Raw genomic sequence first — 18,516 nt, 5'->3', positions numbered from 1 at the left:
TAAATCATAAGGTCTTAATAAAAATTAATTAATGAAATTATGCAGATAGGGCCATATCAAAGCGCTTCAAGAACAGCATAACCCATTGAAATAAAAATAAATTATGTGGTTTTTTTATGGGGATTTTACAGCAACTGTGGGAGGCGGATGGGCTTTAGTTGAGCGAAATTTAGCCCAGTTAAGACTTGGTTAATATTCAGAATAATGAATATAACCTTAAAAAGAACAAATAAAGGCATGGAATCTAGAAAAAATGCTTAAATATCACAGTTTGTCATAGTCAAAATCACGGTGACGTTTAAGCAGAGTAGCCAATAAACTAATCCTTATTGCACAGAAAACTTGCCACGCCATTAGACTCAATAATATAGTTATTATCGTTAACTCTATAAATGGAAATTAAGAGGTTACTCCCGATTTGAGACATAAAGTTAGGTAGCATCTGCTCAAGATTAGTTCGGCTCACTTCGTCTGAAAGACTAATTTCAATACCAGTAAAAGTCAGAATGGTTTTATTATCAACATCAGAGATATTAAATAGTGTCTTCCTGGTTAATTGATATGGTATGTTATTGTTAGTCACAATTCCGTTTATTATCATATAACCATTTTTGTTATATAGGTTTATTTCAATGTTGGACTTTATGTTAAAATCTTTACTATATGTATAATGCAAGCCATGGCAATTTAGTTTTTTATTGTTGTTATCCACTAAAAAGTAAGCATAAGCAATAGCGGAAACAATCATGATGACTGATATGAAAATCAGTAGTATGTATTTAGTATTTAACTTCATTAAAACCACCATGATTAATGAATATTTCAGTTCTACAATTATTCTTCTTACTGTAGTTAACTTCAAACTCACAAGAAATGACTGATATTGTAGGGTGTCTTATTGTATGGTTTAAGTAAATGTAGGGGTAAGTATTACATTCTAATGATTGGGCACTGAGAAACGCATTGACTTTCTCCTGATTTTCTAAGTTATGTAATTCAGTGCTGGTGAAGATACTGCACCCATCAATTTTTGATAAAAAGGTGAAGTTTTTAGGATAATCAAGTATACGTTTAGGAATACTTTTATGAATAAAATAAAATACAGCGCCAAAGAAAATTAATACCAATGCAAACAGCAATACTATATTATATATTTTATAGCTATTTTTGGTTGCTGACTTTTCATCTTGTTGCTCAGGGGCACTATTCTCGAGAATAACTTCAGCGACCTCATCTTCAGGATCAATATTGACTTCGCATTCTGCAACTTGAGTGACCGTAAAGATAAAACCTTTTCCTCTGACAGTCGTGATGGTTTCACCAGATAACCCGATATCTTGCAATGCCTTACGTAACAATGAAATGTTCTGATACAGAGTGTTCGGTGTGACATTCACACCATTGTCACCCCAAGCAATTGAATACAAATCACTTTGCGATATGATCAAACCAACTCTATTAACAAATGCCTCTAGTAATTGTGCTGTTGGCACGTTGATCTTAATGCGAGCCCCCGAAGAGGATGAAAGGATACCACTTTCAGGGTAAAATGTAATATTATCATTTATAGTATAACATTTACTCATGCCAATTATTTCCAATGATACGTATCAAAAATTTATTATAGATAGTCAGCAATAATAATCAATAAAAGAGAACATTGCGATGGCAAATCTACCAAGAATTAGCAGTTCGTCACAAAGGTTAATCTGACTCGGATGGAACAACGACGAACTAGGATTCTCACCACAACTTGAAATAACGGCGAGTGTGTTTTTCATAAATATTCTATTTTCATCTCGTTCCGATGATTGTACATTCCCTTATAGTTAAGTAGGTGAAATTTGTTCGGCTTTTATATACCGAACTATCGCCATTGCGTTAAAACTCAGCAGCAGTAGAAAGAATGGAGAATAAATAACCGGCTGCCAAGTAATGACAGCCTGTTATTAGTATTATCTCGATAAACCTAGTCTAAGCTATCGTTTGGACGAATCAGTTGTCGGGTGTTTGATCCAACCTGACGATGTACCATCATCTTTAGGTAAATTGCCAATAAAACTGCCATCCTGTTTCGAGCCTGGGTAACTTGGGCTTATATGATTTGGATTGCTTTCTACCGGTGATTTAACCGAAGACACTGGTGTTTTAGACGGCGCTGTAGGCTGCCGAATCTCGGATGGTTTAGGGTAGGATATTGGTTCAGCTCCTGTGGTGGTTTTTTTGATCCACTGAGAAGAGTTTTTATCATCTTTAGGTAAATGACCTTTGAAATCACCCCCCAATTTAGAGCCCGGATAACTAGGGCTCATATGATTTGGCCTCTCCTCTCCTTTCACTGGTTTTGATGGACGATTCTTTGGTGCTGTCGGTTTATCCGTTTCTACCGGCTTGGTTTTCGGCGGTGTCGGTTTATCCGTTTCTGCCGGCTTGCTTTTCGGCGGTGTCGGTTTATCCGTTTCTACCGGCTTGGTTTTCGGCGGTGTCGGTTTATCCGTTTCTACCGGCTTGGTTTTCGGCGGTGTCGGTTTATCCGTTTCTGCCGGCTTGGTTTTCGGCGGTGTCGGTTTATCCGTTTCTACCGGTTTGGTTTTCGGCGGTGTCGGTTTATCCGTTTCTACCGGTTTGGTTTTCGGCGGTGTCGGTTTGTCCGTTTCTACCGGCTTGGTTTTCGGCGGTGTCGGTTTATCGGTTTCTGCCGGCTTGGTTTTCGGCGGTGTCGGTTTGTCCGTTTCTACCGGCTTGGTTTTCGGCGGTGTCGGTTTGTCGGTTTGCGCCGCAGTGGTTTTCGATGGTTTGGATGTATTGCTATTTTTTGCCGGTTTATTTGAACTCGATAAACTGCCAGCAGTAAATGAAATACTATTTGATGCGGTCACTTTATCCACATTCACTTGAGAAAGTGTTTCACCATCGGTATTCAATTCACCTTGTACATTTCCGTTAATATTACCAACATCGATTGTCGCTTTTTGATCTTCCTGATATTCAACTTTTTCTACCGTGTTGTAATAGCCATTGACTGTCGGTATGCCTGTTTTAGAAATACCGCCACCACCACCACCGTAGGCACCATCTTGATCAATAGTATCTGATAACTCGACTGCATTAATATTGCCCGCAACATCTACAGTTCCGGTTTTGGAATCAGAGACAATGTGCGCGCCAGTAAGATTGAGGTCCCCTCCAGTAGCGATATTCAGCTCACCGCTGGTATTAATACCGGTCTGGGTCCCGGTAGTCTTCGAATCATAATGTTCGCCACCTTGACCGTAGTTCCCTGCCACTGTTGGAATAAGGCCGCCATTGGTTGCAACAGCAACCCCGACTGATCCCCCCCACTCCTTGCTATTAGTCTGGTTATTGACTGTGTCTTGCACACTCTGCACATTCAGATCGCCAGTAATATTAAGGTCTGCGGTTTCTGACTGAATATTACCGCCAGCTAAAGTCATATCTCCGCCAGTGTTAATGCTGATATCACCGCTATTAAGGTTGGAGTTGGTATATGTATGGCTTGAGCCAGTTGAGGTTGAAGTGCTGCCATGGTAATCAACAGATACTCCCACACCAGACCCTGTCGGTGCGACGGAAGCCCCAGCACTGACGCCCGCAGAATGGGTATCTTTTTGCGACCAATCTTCAGTTGAAGACTCGGCGGCTAAAATATTCAAATCACCACCAGTAGTGATCGCGACACTTTCTGCCGATAATTCAACACCTTTTAACGTAGTATCGCCATTACTAGTAATTGATACATTACCCGCATTTATATTAGTAATGTTTTCACTTTTAGTCGTCGATGAACTACTGGTCGTGGTGGTATCGAATCCAGCGGTGACTGAGCCTCCAAGTAAATCATTGAATATAAGGTTAGAGGCACTACCTGCCGTTTCTAGCGCCGTTAAACCGGCATTAATTTCTTGCCCGTCATTGCTCTTTTCAGCCAAATTACCGGCTTTATCAAAAGCATCAACCAATGAACTATGAGCTTCACCCTTTACGCCATAAAATGATACGGTTTCCTCACTGGTCGTTATCACTTCATCTTCATATTTTGTCGACTTAACTTCATCGGCAACAATATTTAACGCCCCTTCGGTGCTAAAATTACCGCCGCCAATATCAACCACATTGCCCGCTTCTAATGTCATAGAATCGGTAAAGTTAAGTGAAGCATTATTATTAGTCGTCGTTTGCTGCGTATCAACTGTCGTGACGGTTTCTAACCCGGCTTGGAAATTACCAGAGGAAGATGTTGGAGCTCGACCCGGCCTAGACCCGGCATTGGTGATATCCGACCCAAGATTATTATGTTCACCCGTGCTACTACTGGTGCTTTCCCCATCCAGACCGCTAATATCATAAGCTACCGATTGCCCTAAACCACTCGCACCTGCGCCAAATTTTAGGTCAGTACTTTCAACCGTGGTTTCAGAATAACTGTAATCTTGTGATGTTTGGATGTCTATATCGCCAGCAGCCTTCAATTCACCAGATTGCGCATTATATTCACCACCTTTGAGAACAATATCATTCGCGGAATTAACGGTAAACTTGCCGCCGGCGTTGACTGAACTATCGACACTTGTCGCGCTAGAGCTAATAGTTTCTGTCGATTCGTGACTTAGTATCCCCGTAGACTTATGGCTGTATTCATAATTACCCTCAACCTCATACATATTATTGAAGGTGACATCACCTTCAGTTGAAGTCAGGCTAATATCTTTTCCCGCAGCAATATCAACAGCGTTAACAGTGATATCTTTGGCACTCATGTCAATGCTGCCACCGGCAGTGACACCATCATCATAATAATGCAGTTCTTGATTACCGGAAACGTTAGCGCCTTGGCTGGCAGTAAGCTCAATGGAACCATTATCCGCCTGTAAAGTAATATCATTACCGGCACTAAGAGCTGCGCCACTATTGGTTATAGAACCGCCACTGGAGACCAATGATAAATCTCCACCAGAGGTGATACCGCCATTCATCCCGACACTACTATTATTAATATTCCCTTCTGATTGAATATTAATATTGCCACCGGCACTGACCTGGCCATTAACATTGTTAAAGGAGGATGCATCAATATCTATATTACCGCCCGCATGGACTACGGCAGAACCATCATAGCGGCCACTTTCTAATTGTTCTAACGTTGTTGTGGCGAAATAAATTTTAGGGGTGAGTACATCGTGCCCATCAATATTTTCCGTTACAAACCAAACGATATCTTTATCCAGTCCGGCAATCTGCTCATCAGTTAACGCTTTACCGACGGTAAAATCTTCTACACCATTTACAGTTGCCGCATTGGACATTAATTTCTCAACCAACTCGGTACCATCAACACCATCGCGCACGCTGAAAAAGGTGCCAACAGACTCGTTTAATTGACGGCGAATAACTTCACTAATAAAATAATTATCGCCCACAACCAAAACAGGTGTTTCTGGAATATAACCAATTTGGTCAAAGAAATACTGTGATCCAAAGAAAAGGCTCTGATCAATCATCTCCGTTCGCGTTTCATAAAACGGATAAATAGGGTTACTGGCACCATCCCCGACCTTGGCAGTGAAATCAACATCTTTCCATTTCTGGTTAGAAACAAATAACCCTTGAATTTTCGCGAGTTCAGTATAGGTTTTTGTGGTACTTAATCCTTTAGTCAGTTCGGCAATGGTTTTCAAGCCAATATTAATTTCGTAAGGATTCTGAGTGACCACAACCTCCTTATCACCAATATTAACTATTATTTTATTAGCGTCGAGATTCGAATCGAACAATCCATTGTTAAATGCTCCACCATTGTGAGTCAGGTTACCCCCTGCGATAATTCCACCGTTATTATCTGACAAGCCATAATCTTTTAAACCTTTCAAAGACGAATTATTTGCATCCGTTATTTTGGCCCAATCTTGTGATAGCTTCTCTTGGCTATCTGACAGCCACGCATCACCAAACACTCTTTTCATAATACTGTTTAATTGTTCACTCTGCTTAGCCATTTCTTTTAAGCTATTAAAGCTATTGGACTGTGTATCAAGTATTATGGACTCCTTTCCAGAGATCGAGGCCGGGCTTCCATTGCCTAAGAAAAAGTCCAGTAATTGATATAGCGAGTCAAATTCAGCATAGTGAGATTTGCCACTCATGAATTTTCTATACACTTCTAGTGTAATCGGGGTGCTAAGTGTCTCCGTCAGATAATCGTAAACTGACATTTCATTATATTCTGGTGAGTTATTAACAGTTCCAGTTATTGTCATATCTTTGCTTGCTTGAATAATACCACCTGTATTATTTACTGTTTTATCAGCATAAATATTCTTTTGATTAATATTTAAGTTACCGCCGGATGAGATTTCGGCCATTGTCGTTAATTTTAAATCGCCAATCCACGTTGGAATTGAACCTGACAGGCTTGCACTATAATATGCGAAACTTCCAAAACCTTGTTTCCATTCATGCGAACCTACAGCATTTTGCGCAGGGCCTGCAACCCATCCAGGGTTATCATATTTGCTAATATTATCAATAACTTTAGCATCTAATGCCATGTCGCCTTGAGAACTAATATGACCACCGTCATTCTTTATATTCTCCGCAACAATATCAATTTTACCCATACTAAGAACATTAGCATTATCTTCATTTAGAAAATTACCTTTCTCAGCGTCAAGAACAATATTTTGCGAGGAGAAAATCAAAGCTCCGCTACTGTTAGTAATATTAATTGCCTTAAGAATGATATCCTTAAGACTCAAAATAGATTGATTGCTTGATATTTTAATGTTCTGGTCCGCGTTAAGCAGTATGCTTGCCGCACTTTCCAGAATGCGATCAATAATGATGGATCCCGTAGTATTAATAGAGAACTCACCTCGAGAATTAATATCCCCACTATCATCATTGTAGTGATAATCGTTAGAGAGAATCAATGAGAGGTTATTATCACTAAAAATATCACCAGATAAATTATTCAACGACTCGGCTAGCTTAATTAATAGGCTGTTAGCTGAGTAGATATAACCGACACTGTTATTTAAGTTGTCACCTTGAATGTCAACATTATCACCAATGATATTAGATTCACTGTTATTGACATCTTTTGCTTTAATAGAAATATCAGCATCGGAAAATAAGGTCGCGCCATTCAGGTTAGAAATAGAGTCTGACTCTATTGCAAGCCCACCGACACCGATAATGATAGCATCGCCAGTAGATACCCCTTTACCGCTACTGTTTACGATAGTTTTTGCTTCTACGGATAATAATCCTGATGCCTGAATTATCGCATTAACATTATCTAGTTTATTGATGTTTTTGAAGATGGCATCACCATCAGAATTAATAATTGCCGCAATGGAATTAATAAAACTACTGACATAACTGACGTATAAATTCCTTCCCGAATTAATAATACCGATATTCCCCGTGCCATCACCTACATTGGATAAAACCCCAATATTAGCTAGAGACATGTCAGCACCGGAGTAAATAACACCTTTGTTATTTAGATTATCTACATTAGATATCATTAGATCATTATCTGATGTTATAACACTACTCTCATCACTAATAATGCTATTAATGAGTTCTAACTTTAACCATTCTCCCAATGCTGAAATATAACTTCCACCGGAATTTTCCACATTGCTAACAGAATGAATATCAATATTGTTCGCGATTATTCCTGAACCTGAATATTGTACCGCTCCAGTTCCTATATTAAGCAAATTAGTGCTGTTATTTATGCTTACAGTCCCATCCGCATTAATAAATCCATCTACATTCTTTATCGTTTCTATATCACTCAAATAAATATCACCAGAGGAGAGTATAGATGAGTTCTGATTAATTAACTCTGACGAATGACTAATTGATAGTTGGTCAGCGGCGAGTATTTTTGCTTCATCCGTATTTTTAATACTATCAACATTCGTTAATTGAATCTCGTTCGCTTGAATGAGTGACAAACCACCTTTATTATTTAACTCTTTAATATCATTGAGCTTAATAGAGTTTTCTGAGATTAGTTTTGCATCATTACTGTTTGTAATTGTGTTAGCATTACTAATTTCAATAGCACCACCTTGAATTAAACTGTTGTTATTATTTATATTAACAGCTTGCAATCCGTCGCTATTTATTTTCAGGTTGGCACCTGAGAGTATATTACCCCCATTTTGATTATTAATTTCCTCACTGACATTGAGTGATAAATCTTTAGCTGCAGTGATATTGCCACTATTGTGAATGCTATTTGACTTAATAGTGTTGTTTTTTTCAGATTGTAGCAGACCTTTATTAACTAAAGACCCAACAATAACATTTGCGTTTTGATCAGTATATAAAACACCTTTATTATGTAAATTATTAGCAATAATGCTCAGCGGACCACTCGCATTGACAACACCATCATTGTCAAATAGTTCGTTAATGGTAAAACTTAACGTCCCGTTCTGGCTATTAACTCCACCGCCTTGATTTAAAAATGAATTAGCATTGACTACAACATTGCCTGACTGGCTGCTAATAGCCGCATCAGAAATTATAGTCGCGGAATCAATAGCTTCACCATTAATTGATACAACATAATTACCATCTACAAGGGAGATAATCGCATTATCTATTTTTTTTCCTGAAGCATCAAGAGCGAAAAGTGTCCCCGTTATTTCATATTCACCCTTAACATCAATAAAAATTGATGTTACATCTATTTTGTCACTATCACCGCTCATTGCAAAAATACGTGCGGCATTTTGCAATAATGAATCAGCAGTAATTCTAATATTGCCATTATTTGATACGGCATCAGCGCTGAGTGTTACTTGAGATAAAGCTCTAATAATTAGAGAGCCATTACTGATGACACCACCAAAACCTGTATTTTCATTAACTGAAATATCGATATTGTTGCCGGATAAATTAACATCACCTGACTTGCTGCTAATGGCAGTCAGCACTAAATCACCATCGGCCGATATCTCAACAGTCTGATTACCGACTAAGCTACCTTTATGTCTAACCCCAACACCGCTTTCGGTACTAATTAGCTGTATTTTTCCCCCATACATGGAACCCAATGAACTGCCATCAATAGCAACTTTAGGGGTATCTGCAGCCGATAAATCACGCACCTGGTGCTGTCGCGTTTTTGTGTCGTAAGTATTGAGGCCCGCAACAACTTTAATATCGGCACTCCCAGATACTTCACCATCGAGTTTTACTGTACGGCTGATCATATCAAAATGGGTTAATCCTTCAGTAGACAGGCCCTGTCCTTCTACTGCAATCAAACCCCTATTAACATTTAATTGAACATTACCATTTTCACCATATTCCACTCGACCGGTACTGAGAGTCAAATTATTGGCATTAATGGTCGAAACGCCATTGACAGATATACCATTTTCATTCGCAATGATAAGGTCGGCTTTTTTCCCAAATACTTCCATTGTGCCATTCAAATACGATCCCTTGGCACCCGTAACCTCACTAATGATAGCGCTAGCCTCTTGTTGTAGCTGGCCGTTTTTAATTATATAACCACCTATACTACTAACACCATCCTGTATGCTGTTATTAAAAATCAAACCATCTGGGCCAACATTAAAGTCTTCAAATTTATTGTGAGAAATCCCATTATCGTTTGGATTAATAATATTGACTGTTGGTGTTCCATTGGCTGACTCTGAAATCGTTGGTGCATTTGAATTTGTATCGGGAACTAAGTTCGCATAAGACAAACTAGGCAATACTGCAACCAAGGCCAAATAAATAGGGCACAACTTCTTATGTAGATTTTCTTGAGTTAGTTTGCCAATAAAAGATGATGCATAATTATTGGTCTTAACTTTATTTTTACTCATACGTAAAACTCCTGCAGTTTGCTGGATATAACTTTATTAAGATAGAATTTATTATTTATTTAGAATCGCAAATCAAACCTGTAGCTTAGTGTTCTAGAGTCAATATCAGAATTCCTTAATATTGATGGTTTGGTTAGGGGATAACCTAATGTTAATGAAGTGGAGAAATGGTTACCTACAGCCTTAAGACCAAGAGCAGCTCCAGTTAAATACTCTGCGGGGCATGAGCCCATATCATCAGTACAGTTGTTTTTAATAAAACCAAGATCATAGCCAGCAAAAGGCGACAGCTGCCATATCCCCAATTTATTGATAGCAATGGGCAGTTGAACTGTATTGGAAATGTAGCCACCGTTATGTCCCGATACTGAACTCTCTTTGTAGCCGCGGACCGTATATTCATCGCCAATTGATTGTTTACCATCACTCACTAATATATCTTTTGTAAATTGAAATCCTGAATTAAGTTCATATGTTAAACTCACTGGACCATATTGGGCCAATGCCTTAGACCAGCTAACGATGCCATTATATTTTATGTAGTTTAGATCAAACCCCTTTAAGTCAGGTTCATTTTTCCATGCTGCACCAAACCAGGGAACGCCCGCTGTCGAGCTCAAATCCCAAAATAAACCGCCTCCCCCAAGTGTACCAACTCGAGTTACCCCAAAGGCAATGCTGCTGTATTTTTTACTACTAACTCCTATTTTTATATCTTCTATTTTATTGGTGTTATCGCGGCCTTCTACTTTTGTATAAGCACTAAACTTCCCCACTGAGTCTCGAAAAATGACTCGGCTTAGCTTAGTAGAAGCTCGCTGGGAAGTCCCTTCGCTGTGATAGCCACCAAAGTATCCACCAATCACCTTTTCATATTCAGAACGATATAAGGATGCATCTAGCAACCAATAGCCAAGTGGCAAACTGTAATTTACAGACCAAGAATTTTGAGTATCAGTTTTGGCATGCAAATCATTGTAAGCATAATAGACAGACAAAGAATCATTAAATCCGGAAAAATTATTTACTGTCAAAGTCGAATTGTATTGATGCCAACCATCATCTTCACGGCCTGAGTTATTCATCCCTACCGAGAACGAAATAGGAGAATAAGTTGAATTATGAAGGTCTAACGTTGAGTAGCCAAAGTCATCCGCTGGAACAATTTGTAATTTATCAGTTCTTGAAACTCGAAGTAAGTTATCCAAACCTTGGTCAATATCTGACATTTTAAGCTTATTCCCTTGGGCAAAAGGAATGGCACTAAACAGCCTGGTCTTTTCAAAGAATGTGGGTGGATTCCCATCAACACTAAACCCGGCAATCTTCCCCCATAATACCTCTAATTTAAGCACTCCCTCGCGTAAACTGCCCGGTTGAACTGTTACCAGAGTTGTCGCATAACCCTTGCCAACATAGAAATTGGTCAAATCTTTAACCAATTCCATTATCTCCTTTTGCCCCATCTCAGTATTTAAGAATTGCATGATAATCTTCTGCCTTTGTGGTGAATGGGCATAGATATCATCGTTTTCAATACTGATGTGATGAATAAAAAACATATGTTTTGACTTCAAAAGATTATTCTCGTGCTGCTCATTGAGAATATTATTCTGACGTCTTATTTCACTCTCTCGACGTTTTTCATCTTGAATCATTGAGCGTGTGCGACTTCGCTCCAGTCTATCTAATTCTCTGGATGCGTTTGATGCCTGAGTATTTAGTTGCGGTGGCTGTATTTGAGCATTAACGTGTGCACATATAAATGCAAATGGCGCGACAATGCAGCCTGTCAAATACATCCTATTAATGATAACCATTCTGACTATACCAAACATGATATTACTCTATCGTTAGATTAAAATAAACTTGGCCAGAAATATTGCCTGATGTGATATTTTTTCTATCTGTATCCACTATGTATATTTGAGCGGAATACTTCAGATCTTTATGTTCATCTGCATTAACTAAAATTTTTGATGACACTGTACCATCTACCTGTTGAGGAATAACTCCATTCTCAGTTAACATCCTTGTCCCTATTCCTTTGGCACCACCGCTCTCTACGGGAATAGTATTTTGAATAACCCCTCTAGATGAACCTACAGGTTGTTGTTCAACAGTAGTAAAGGCTATTTTCACGGAGGACTCTTGTGGACAATATACTGAAATTGAAAAAGGGATTTTATTTCCATGTTTATTACCGGTATTGAAATCAGAAAGAGGGTAACTACCCAAATCAATATTTAAATTTGAATTTGCGATCATGCAGGATCGTACAACAACTGAAGTATTGGCTACTAACACTACAGATAATAATTTTACACTATTGCTTGTTTCTTCAGCTGCCGTAAGAACAACCTCTGCAATTTCACCCAGAGGGATATCGCCTGCAATGACTTTTCCGGTTTGAACAAATTCGATTAATAAATCATCTTTATTTATGGTGCAAGGCGACTGACAATCTTGAATAGTTGGTAAATAGGCAGTGGCACGGCTAACGGGCCATTTTATTCTGATTCCTACCCCACCAATTTCAGTATTATATACATCAGGCAGAGCTGATAAAGAGTTACCACGTGTATAAGTAGACGTTAGTCGGGTCTTTATATTTGACCCACAGGTATAATTTAATGCATTGACGGAAATAAGCTGTGTGCCAAGAACTGTACCTATCCCCCCATTCTCTGCTGGGTTAAGAACCAATGGCAGCATAGAGGCCGTTGCTATATTCCCCGAACAAGTTGCCGCTATTGCCCCCGAACTTATCCAACCTAACGATAAAATAACAATGGCTAACATCCTAATAATTAACATCTAATACTCACCTCAATTAGGTTAGATAATTTCATTACGACAAATAGTGTTGACGATCTTTATATTTTCATCTTCAGAATAGGATTCAGGTATATAATTGATAAAACATTTCTGTGTACCTTCTTTACTATTCCAAACAATAGAAATACTCTGCGATTCTTCATTCGAGAGAATGATATTCCCACCTTGACCAACCACACCTAGTGAATCACCAGCAGCATTATAGGCGTTGGCCCCAAAGGGAATATAGTTTCCTGCTTCACTCTTAATCTTAAGAATTTGGTTATTAACATTTTTAGTATCAAATTTCACCAATATAGAAGCACCTGCTGTTGGTACTATTTTAATTCTATCCTCTTCAATCTCTATATTAGTTGGCATATCTTTTACATTAAGTGAGATATCATTGTATTGAAATGGTGACAAATACGGTAAAATAGCATATCCATTTTTAGCAACCCGTGCATTTGTATAAGGATAAACACTGGCTCCCGTTGCACCTTTGGCTTCAATAATACCTAGGGTATCGCTAATCGAGTGCGATAGATTCACACCGCCCGCATGCACGACAACGCCACTGCTTAAATTTACTGAAGCCATAGAGTTTGATCTACCTTGGCTATAACCAAGGTTTATTAATGATGTGTTGCCAGTATATCCACCGTTAACACCAAAATTGCGATCACTATTGCTTGTTCCATCAACCCAGGTCCCATAGCTATATTCTTGATGTTCGCCAACTGTGCCACTAATCGCTGTTTTTAAGCGGGACTCACGATCATTATGACTTATTGTCGACGTTAATCTTGGCCTATTACGATAACTTGATGCGGTATCTAATGGAATGCTGAGTGATAAACGTAAGGTATTATCACTATTACCATAGCGATTATTTAACCGATTAAAACCTAAGCTATAGTTGACTGTTCCTAGCGAGTTTGCATAACCAACTTGGTAGTTTAACGTATTTTTCTCATCAACATCTTTATTCCAGTATCGACCATAATAGGTTGTTAAAAAGAGGCTTCCCCAACCAGGGGATAGATTTTGATTTATATTTGCCTCAAGTACTTCGCGATAATTTTCAGGACGAATACCGTTGCCACTCTTTTGGGCTTCAACCGTATTTAGTGCATCCATTAATGTAAAATAATTACTACTTGAGTAGCGATAGGCCATTAAGCTAAAATTTGTTTTTGTTGGTTCAACGACCTTCGCCAGGCTTACTTTAAAACTCATATTGCAAAATGTAGAGTGACACTGCGATTCATCATCTGCTTTAACTAAAGTTGAAGAGCGTGTCGCATCAAAACTCAGCGCACCGACTGGCGTATTAAATGCCACCCCACCAAGTAATGCAAAATAATCATTTGATATAGTTTTTTGTACACCACCATAGCCAGTGATGTAATTGTTAAATCCATATTGATAGCTCCCCTCAAATAACATTGGGGGGTCACTAAGATTTGAGGTTCTTACTTCACCTAATGTGGCGGTATATTTTGAGTATCCTTCACGTAAAAGTTGAGGGATACTAGAATAAGGCACAACTTGTACTCTTATATTCCCGTTTGCCTCTCTGATAGTGACTTCAATATTCCCACCATAACCAGCTGTATTTAAATCATTTATAATAAACTCGCCAGGAGGAACATTTGTTTCATGGATAACATTGCCATTTTGTCGGATGGTGACCAAGGCATTACTGTCGGCGACCCCTCGGATAACAGGTGCATATCCCCGCATAGAATGCGGCAGCATGCGATCATCAGTATATACACTGGCCCCACGAAGTGGCGTTGTATTAAACATAACACCATTGGTATTCACATCGCCAAGAATTAATTGTGACTGACTGGCCGCTAGAGATCGCTGTATATAAGCAGATTGATTATTCCACTTTACACTCTCATCGCTACTACTATTTGCCGTGCCATTAGTAAAGAGTCGCCATGACCCTAGCTTTGCTGATGTATTCAAGCTGCCATAATAAAATTGTTTGTTTTTTTTCTGGTTACTGTATTCAGATGAGTTTTTATAATTAGATGCATTCAAACTATAAGCTAAGGTTAATGCTGGAACCCCCTCGTCCCATAACTCTGGTCTAATATATCCATTCGGCATACTCTCCACGTAGGCCTGCGGTATCGTTAGATATAACTTCTGTTCGTCATCGTCAAAATTTATTGTTGCCTCTGGGATAATATCGTTAATTAAGATGCAATCTTTGTTTTGCCACTCCGGCGGGAGCATGTTCTGTCTGACACCAAAAGCCAGTATATCTTTCGGTGTGAAACATGGTTGAATACCTGGTTCTTTATCTGTTTCAATAAAGTTTACATTTGAACTTTCAATATTTTTGGAGTTTAAGTTGATTTCTACATAATACTTTCCAGCTTTTACTGTATCTTCTCCATCAAAATCCTCTAAATTAATTCCATGCTCATAAAACCTCATAAAGCCAGACTTAAATTTAACCTGTCCCTGAGGAATAACATTATGTTTTACCGCAGAAAATGACTGTAGTGGAAAAAAACATAGAGTAATACTAAAAATGAAAGGTTTCATTATAATCATAGCGCCTGTATTGTTATTTTATATTTAATTTATTATTCCAATATTATTTCCTTTTCTACAAATGCACCTAAATCAGTAATATAACTATAAAATAGCTTAACCGGTTGATTACTAAGTTCTGCAACCTTAAAATTGAATTCATAGTTCGAATATGGAAGGATCATTCCTCCCGCTAAATCAATTTTCTTGCTGCCATCAGTTACTACAAATTTACCGATTGATATGTGATACGGTGACTTATTCTCACCTTTGATATTAATCGCCTTACCTGTCCTTTTTGCCACCCAACTAACACTTTCTGCTGCAACTCTGGGGTCTGAAGATAGGCCGATCGGACGATATAAAAACTTTAAGCGTGTACGAAACGCAAGATTTAGCTTATTTTTTGAATTATCGTTTTCCACCTCTGGTGGTATATCAAGCACATTTACCCAGAGCAATGTCTCTCTGTCACGGGGAAACTTTCCTTTTGCTTCTTCTGTTTTAAAAACTCTAAACGACTTTCCCTTCCCCGCATTTATTCGCGAAACTGGTGGGCTAATCACAAAAGGTAAATCTTCTTTTTCAACATCACTAAAGTCCATGGAATCCCTATCGGATTCTAACCATACCTGGACTAAAGAGGGGAGTTCCCCAATATTATTGACTCTAATAACTTGTTCTTTGCTTTTTTCATCAAAAATTATGCGTGTTGCCATAATTTGAATAGAGGCATAGGCCGAATATCCACCACACGCAAAAAAGCCTATTAGAAGTATTTTTAATAACCTCATTTTCCACACCTTAAAACCATTGCAAAAATAATCATCGGGGACAGGCTCTTAAAGAGCAAGCCCCCCAAAATTAGTTATAAACTATAGAATAAATAAGACTCGACTCTACATTACCTGCAGTCACCACACCTGTGGCTACATATTCTGCCCAATAATCAAATCGAGCACTGTTACCTGAAATAGTTTGCTCTTGATGTTTATCATTTGGTTCCGCTAAATTTAAAGGCGTAGCATCTTTATTTAGAATACTAATTTGCACATTAGCAGCAGCGCCTGTAGCGGAGTTTTTCAAATTGCCAGTGCTATCGTCAATTGTGCCTCTGGCTCTTTCAAAACTTACATTTGCTGTTGCACCATCAGTACATTGTGCTCCACTTAATGCGATATAAAATTTAGTTGCTTGCGCACGTTGACCAATACTTGATAATGCAGAAGTACTGACAGTTTTAAGAGGAACGGTAAAATCATTAGTCCCGGCCCCCCCTTCTTCTGTTCCGCCAGTTATTTCACAAGTAACAGCAGAGACTGCTCCCGTAAAAGTAATAGTGCCATCTTCAGCCGCAGCATGAGGTGAAGTAGAGAGTACTGAAAATGCTAAACACATAATTGGAGCAATTTTTGTTTTTAAATTACCGCCATCCTTAATAATATCTTTTTTCCTTTTATACATAACTAAACTTCCACTCTTCGATTTTTAAGAGGCGGAATTATTACTTCATGTCTGGAAAAAATAAAATAAAACAGTTTTAATTAACTCTTAACTAGCAAAATATATACAGTTAAGATAGGTACTCTCCATTTTTAGTTATCTACCCTAATTAATGCTCATTCCCAGTATCAACGCAACACATTGATTTAAATTGAAAATATTAATAATATTGTTTATTAATCACCTAAATTCAGGCAAGGGTGCAATATTCACACCGTGGCTCTCTTAATTAATTTAGATCTATTAATAAATGTGAAATCATACTGAATAATTAAATGAATACACAGCAGAAGATGAAACAATGCAGAAGGGATGATTTGAGAGGGGCTAAACTGCTCAGGTCTGGAATATCCGGTTGCCAGTGGATATTCCCGACCACGGGTTGTTAGTGATTACTGTGTACTGATGAATGCATGATTTAATATATCAACGCTATAACGCTCGCAGTACAATAATCCCCGGCTTATCTTTGATATATTGGATAAAAGGTGAATCAACAACTTTCATATTCTTTTGCAACGAAGAGGCATTACGCAACATTGGCCCATCAGCAGTCATAATAAAAATACCGGTATGAGTGACATCCAAGCCATCAATTTTTGTATAAATACCAATGTAATCGCCGGTTTTTAATTGGCTAATAACGGCTTCATTAATGAACTGTGCGGGGATATAAGCAATATCCCGTTTAACTATTCCTAATGTTGGAATAAACTCACCACCATCCTTTTTTTGATTCAAGAACTTGGTTACGGTCACGGTATGAGAGCTTATTTTTGCCGTAATATCTTGCGCATTTAATGGTGGTTGGTGTGACCAATCAGTGAAGAAATGTTTGCGATTTTTGTAACTAATATCGCTATTAATATAGCGGGTAATTATCAGCTGTTGCACAAAGTCTGTCTTCTTTTTTGCCTTGCGCAATGAATTAACATAATCAAGATAAGTAAAACAATCCAGCCCACGGAAATCTATCACTAATTCTTCGGGTTTTGTCGGTGACCCAATCAGCATGTCGGCTTTATAGGGGGTTGCCAAAAACTCAGCCGAGACTTTATTAATGACCTCGCCGGGATTGCGATTATCCGATGTTTTAACTTGATTCTCTATGATGTCATTGATTCGATTAGCCGTATAACTGTCAATATTGGCGGGTTGATGGGCGCTGTTTTGCGCACTGCAGCCCGCTAAAACAGCAAGTAAAACCAAAGATAACGATTTATGCATAAGTCCCTTCTGCGTCTTATCAGATATTTCCATTCAAGCTAAGAGTTGTTACCTTAATGTTTAAAATTTAAACAAGGCATAAACAAAATCTTATTTGTGGGAATTAGCAGAGAATAGCACTTAAGTTGGCTCACTTTTTTTGCCCCCAAATATCAGGTCGAGCAGAGTCAGAAAATCAATTAATTTCATATTTATCAAATAATTAAACAAAACACTTAATCAGACCGCTTCGAGTCACTTTGTGATCAATCTTGGATTTTTGCACTCTTCTCATTCAGCATGCTTGTGCCTTTTTACAAATCGTGGTTATCTTTTAATGCTTATTACACTTATTGATGAGATACCTCGTGAACTATTCCTCTGCCAATTTCGCTCTACTAAACACCGCGCATGTTGACGCGGTAGTCGTCGTGCGCGTGGTGGTGGTCGGCAGCGCGCCGTAACGGGTACCGAATCCAGCAAGATTCCCAAACCCCGCCGGCGCCAGCCGAGCGGGGTTTCTTTTTAGCCCCACTCTGTTAGCTGCCGGCCC

At 38.6% G+C, this 18,516-nt stretch carries 10 protein-coding genes; 1 reads left to right on the top strand and 9 read right to left on the bottom strand.

The window, feature by feature from the left end; all coding sequences use genetic code 11:
* Nucleotides 1-319: 319 nt before the first annotated feature.
* The 9 genes from D5F51_RS08610 to D5F51_RS08570 all read right to left on the bottom strand — a co-directional run bounded on the left by D5F51_RS08610 (nucleotide 320) and on the right by D5F51_RS08570 (nucleotide 17,984).
* Nucleotides 320-796, bottom strand: coding sequence for a hypothetical protein (locus D5F51_RS08610; protein ID WP_245994917.1), 477 nt, complete (start codon nucleotides 794-796; stop codon nucleotides 320-322).
* Nucleotides 780-1,586: a winged helix-turn-helix domain-containing protein gene (locus D5F51_RS08605; RefSeq protein ID WP_129196171.1), complete on the bottom strand. Its 807-nt coding sequence runs from the start codon at nucleotides 1,584-1,586 to the stop codon at nucleotides 780-782. The genes D5F51_RS08610 and D5F51_RS08605 overlap by 17 nt, the downstream gene beginning before the upstream one ends.
* A gap of 393 nt (nucleotides 1,587-1,979) precedes the next feature.
* Entirely contained in the window at nucleotides 1,980-9,881 is a 7,902-nt protein-coding gene (locus D5F51_RS08600) for a two-partner secretion domain-containing protein (protein ID WP_129196169.1), read from the bottom strand.
* Nucleotides 9,882-9,940: 59 nt separating this feature from the next.
* Nucleotides 9,941-11,719, bottom strand: a complete 1,779-nt coding sequence (locus D5F51_RS08595; protein ID WP_129196167.1) for a ShlB/FhaC/HecB family hemolysin secretion/activation protein — start codon at nucleotides 11,717-11,719, stop codon at nucleotides 9,941-9,943.
* Between the two features lie 4 nt (nucleotides 11,720-11,723).
* Nucleotides 11,724-12,698, bottom strand: coding sequence for a fimbrial protein (locus tag D5F51_RS08590; protein WP_129196165.1), 975 nt, complete (start codon nucleotides 12,696-12,698; stop codon nucleotides 11,724-11,726).
* A 21-nt stretch (nucleotides 12,699-12,719) separates the two neighbouring features.
* On the bottom strand, nucleotides 12,720-15,266 hold the full coding sequence (locus D5F51_RS08585) for a fimbria/pilus outer membrane usher protein (RefSeq protein WP_162301713.1): 2,547 nt from the start codon (nucleotides 15,264-15,266) through the stop codon (nucleotides 12,720-12,722).
* Between the two features lie 41 nt (nucleotides 15,267-15,307).
* Nucleotides 15,308-16,048: a fimbrial biogenesis chaperone gene (locus tag D5F51_RS08580; protein WP_129196161.1), complete on the bottom strand. Its 741-nt coding sequence runs from the start codon at nucleotides 16,046-16,048 to the stop codon at nucleotides 15,308-15,310.
* 70 nt (nucleotides 16,049-16,118) lie between these two features.
* On the bottom strand, nucleotides 16,119-16,652 hold the full coding sequence (locus D5F51_RS08575) for a fimbrial protein (protein WP_425471892.1): 534 nt from the start codon (nucleotides 16,650-16,652) through the stop codon (nucleotides 16,119-16,121).
* Between the two features lie 537 nt (nucleotides 16,653-17,189).
* Entirely contained in the window at nucleotides 17,190-17,984 is a 795-nt protein-coding gene (locus tag D5F51_RS08570) for a DUF1460 domain-containing protein (protein WP_129196157.1), read from the bottom strand.
* 335 nt (nucleotides 17,985-18,319) lie between these two features.
* Here D5F51_RS08570 and ivbL point away from each other — a divergent pair, with 335 nt between their 5' ends.
* Entirely contained in the window at nucleotides 18,320-18,427 is a 108-nt protein-coding gene (ivbL, locus tag D5F51_RS22915; RefSeq protein WP_129196155.1) for an ilvB operon leader peptide IvbL, read from the top strand.
* The last annotated feature ends 89 nt before the right edge of the window (nucleotides 18,428-18,516 follow it).

It is taken from the genome of Yersinia hibernica (genome assembly GCF_004124235.1).
Taxonomy (GTDB): domain Bacteria; phylum Pseudomonadota; class Gammaproteobacteria; order Enterobacterales; family Enterobacteriaceae; genus Yersinia; species Yersinia hibernica.
Note: the sequence above shows the minus strand (reverse complement) of the source record. Positions and strands in the feature narration are given on the sequence as shown.

What these genes read in the sequence shown, in the direction of transcription:
- D5F51_RS08610 (WP_245994917.1), bottom strand. Translation starts at nt 796, where the DNA reads ATGAAGTTAAATACTAAATACATACTACTGATTTTCATATCAGTCATC.
- D5F51_RS08605 (WP_129196171.1), bottom strand. Translation starts at nt 1,586, where the DNA reads ATGAGTAAATGTTATACTATAAATGATAATATTACATTTTACCCTGAA.
- D5F51_RS08600 (WP_129196169.1), bottom strand. Translation starts at nt 9,881, where the DNA reads ATGAGTAAAAATAAAGTTAAGACCAATAATTATGCATCATCTTTTATT.
- D5F51_RS08595 (WP_129196167.1), bottom strand. Translation starts at nt 11,719, where the DNA reads ATGTTTGGTATAGTCAGAATGGTTATCATTAATAGGATGTATTTGACA.
- D5F51_RS08590 (WP_129196165.1), bottom strand. Translation starts at nt 12,698, where the DNA reads ATGTTAATTATTAGGATGTTAGCCATTGTTATTTTATCGTTAGGTTGG.
- D5F51_RS08585 (WP_162301713.1), bottom strand. Translation starts at nt 15,266, where the DNA reads ATGAAACCTTTCATTTTTAGTATTACTCTATGTTTTTTTCCACTACAG.
- D5F51_RS08580 (WP_129196161.1), bottom strand. Translation starts at nt 16,048, where the DNA reads ATGAGGTTATTAAAAATACTTCTAATAGGCTTTTTTGCGTGTGGTGGA.
- D5F51_RS08575 (WP_425471892.1), bottom strand. Translation starts at nt 16,652, where the DNA reads ATGTGTTTAGCATTTTCAGTACTCTCTACTTCACCTCATGCTGCGGCT.
- D5F51_RS08570 (WP_129196157.1), bottom strand. Translation starts at nt 17,984, where the DNA reads ATGCATAAATCGTTATCTTTGGTTTTACTTGCTGTTTTAGCGGGCTGC.
- ivbL (WP_129196155.1), top strand. Translation starts at nt 18,320, where the DNA reads ATGAGATACCTCGTGAACTATTCCTCTGCCAATTTCGCTCTACTAAAC.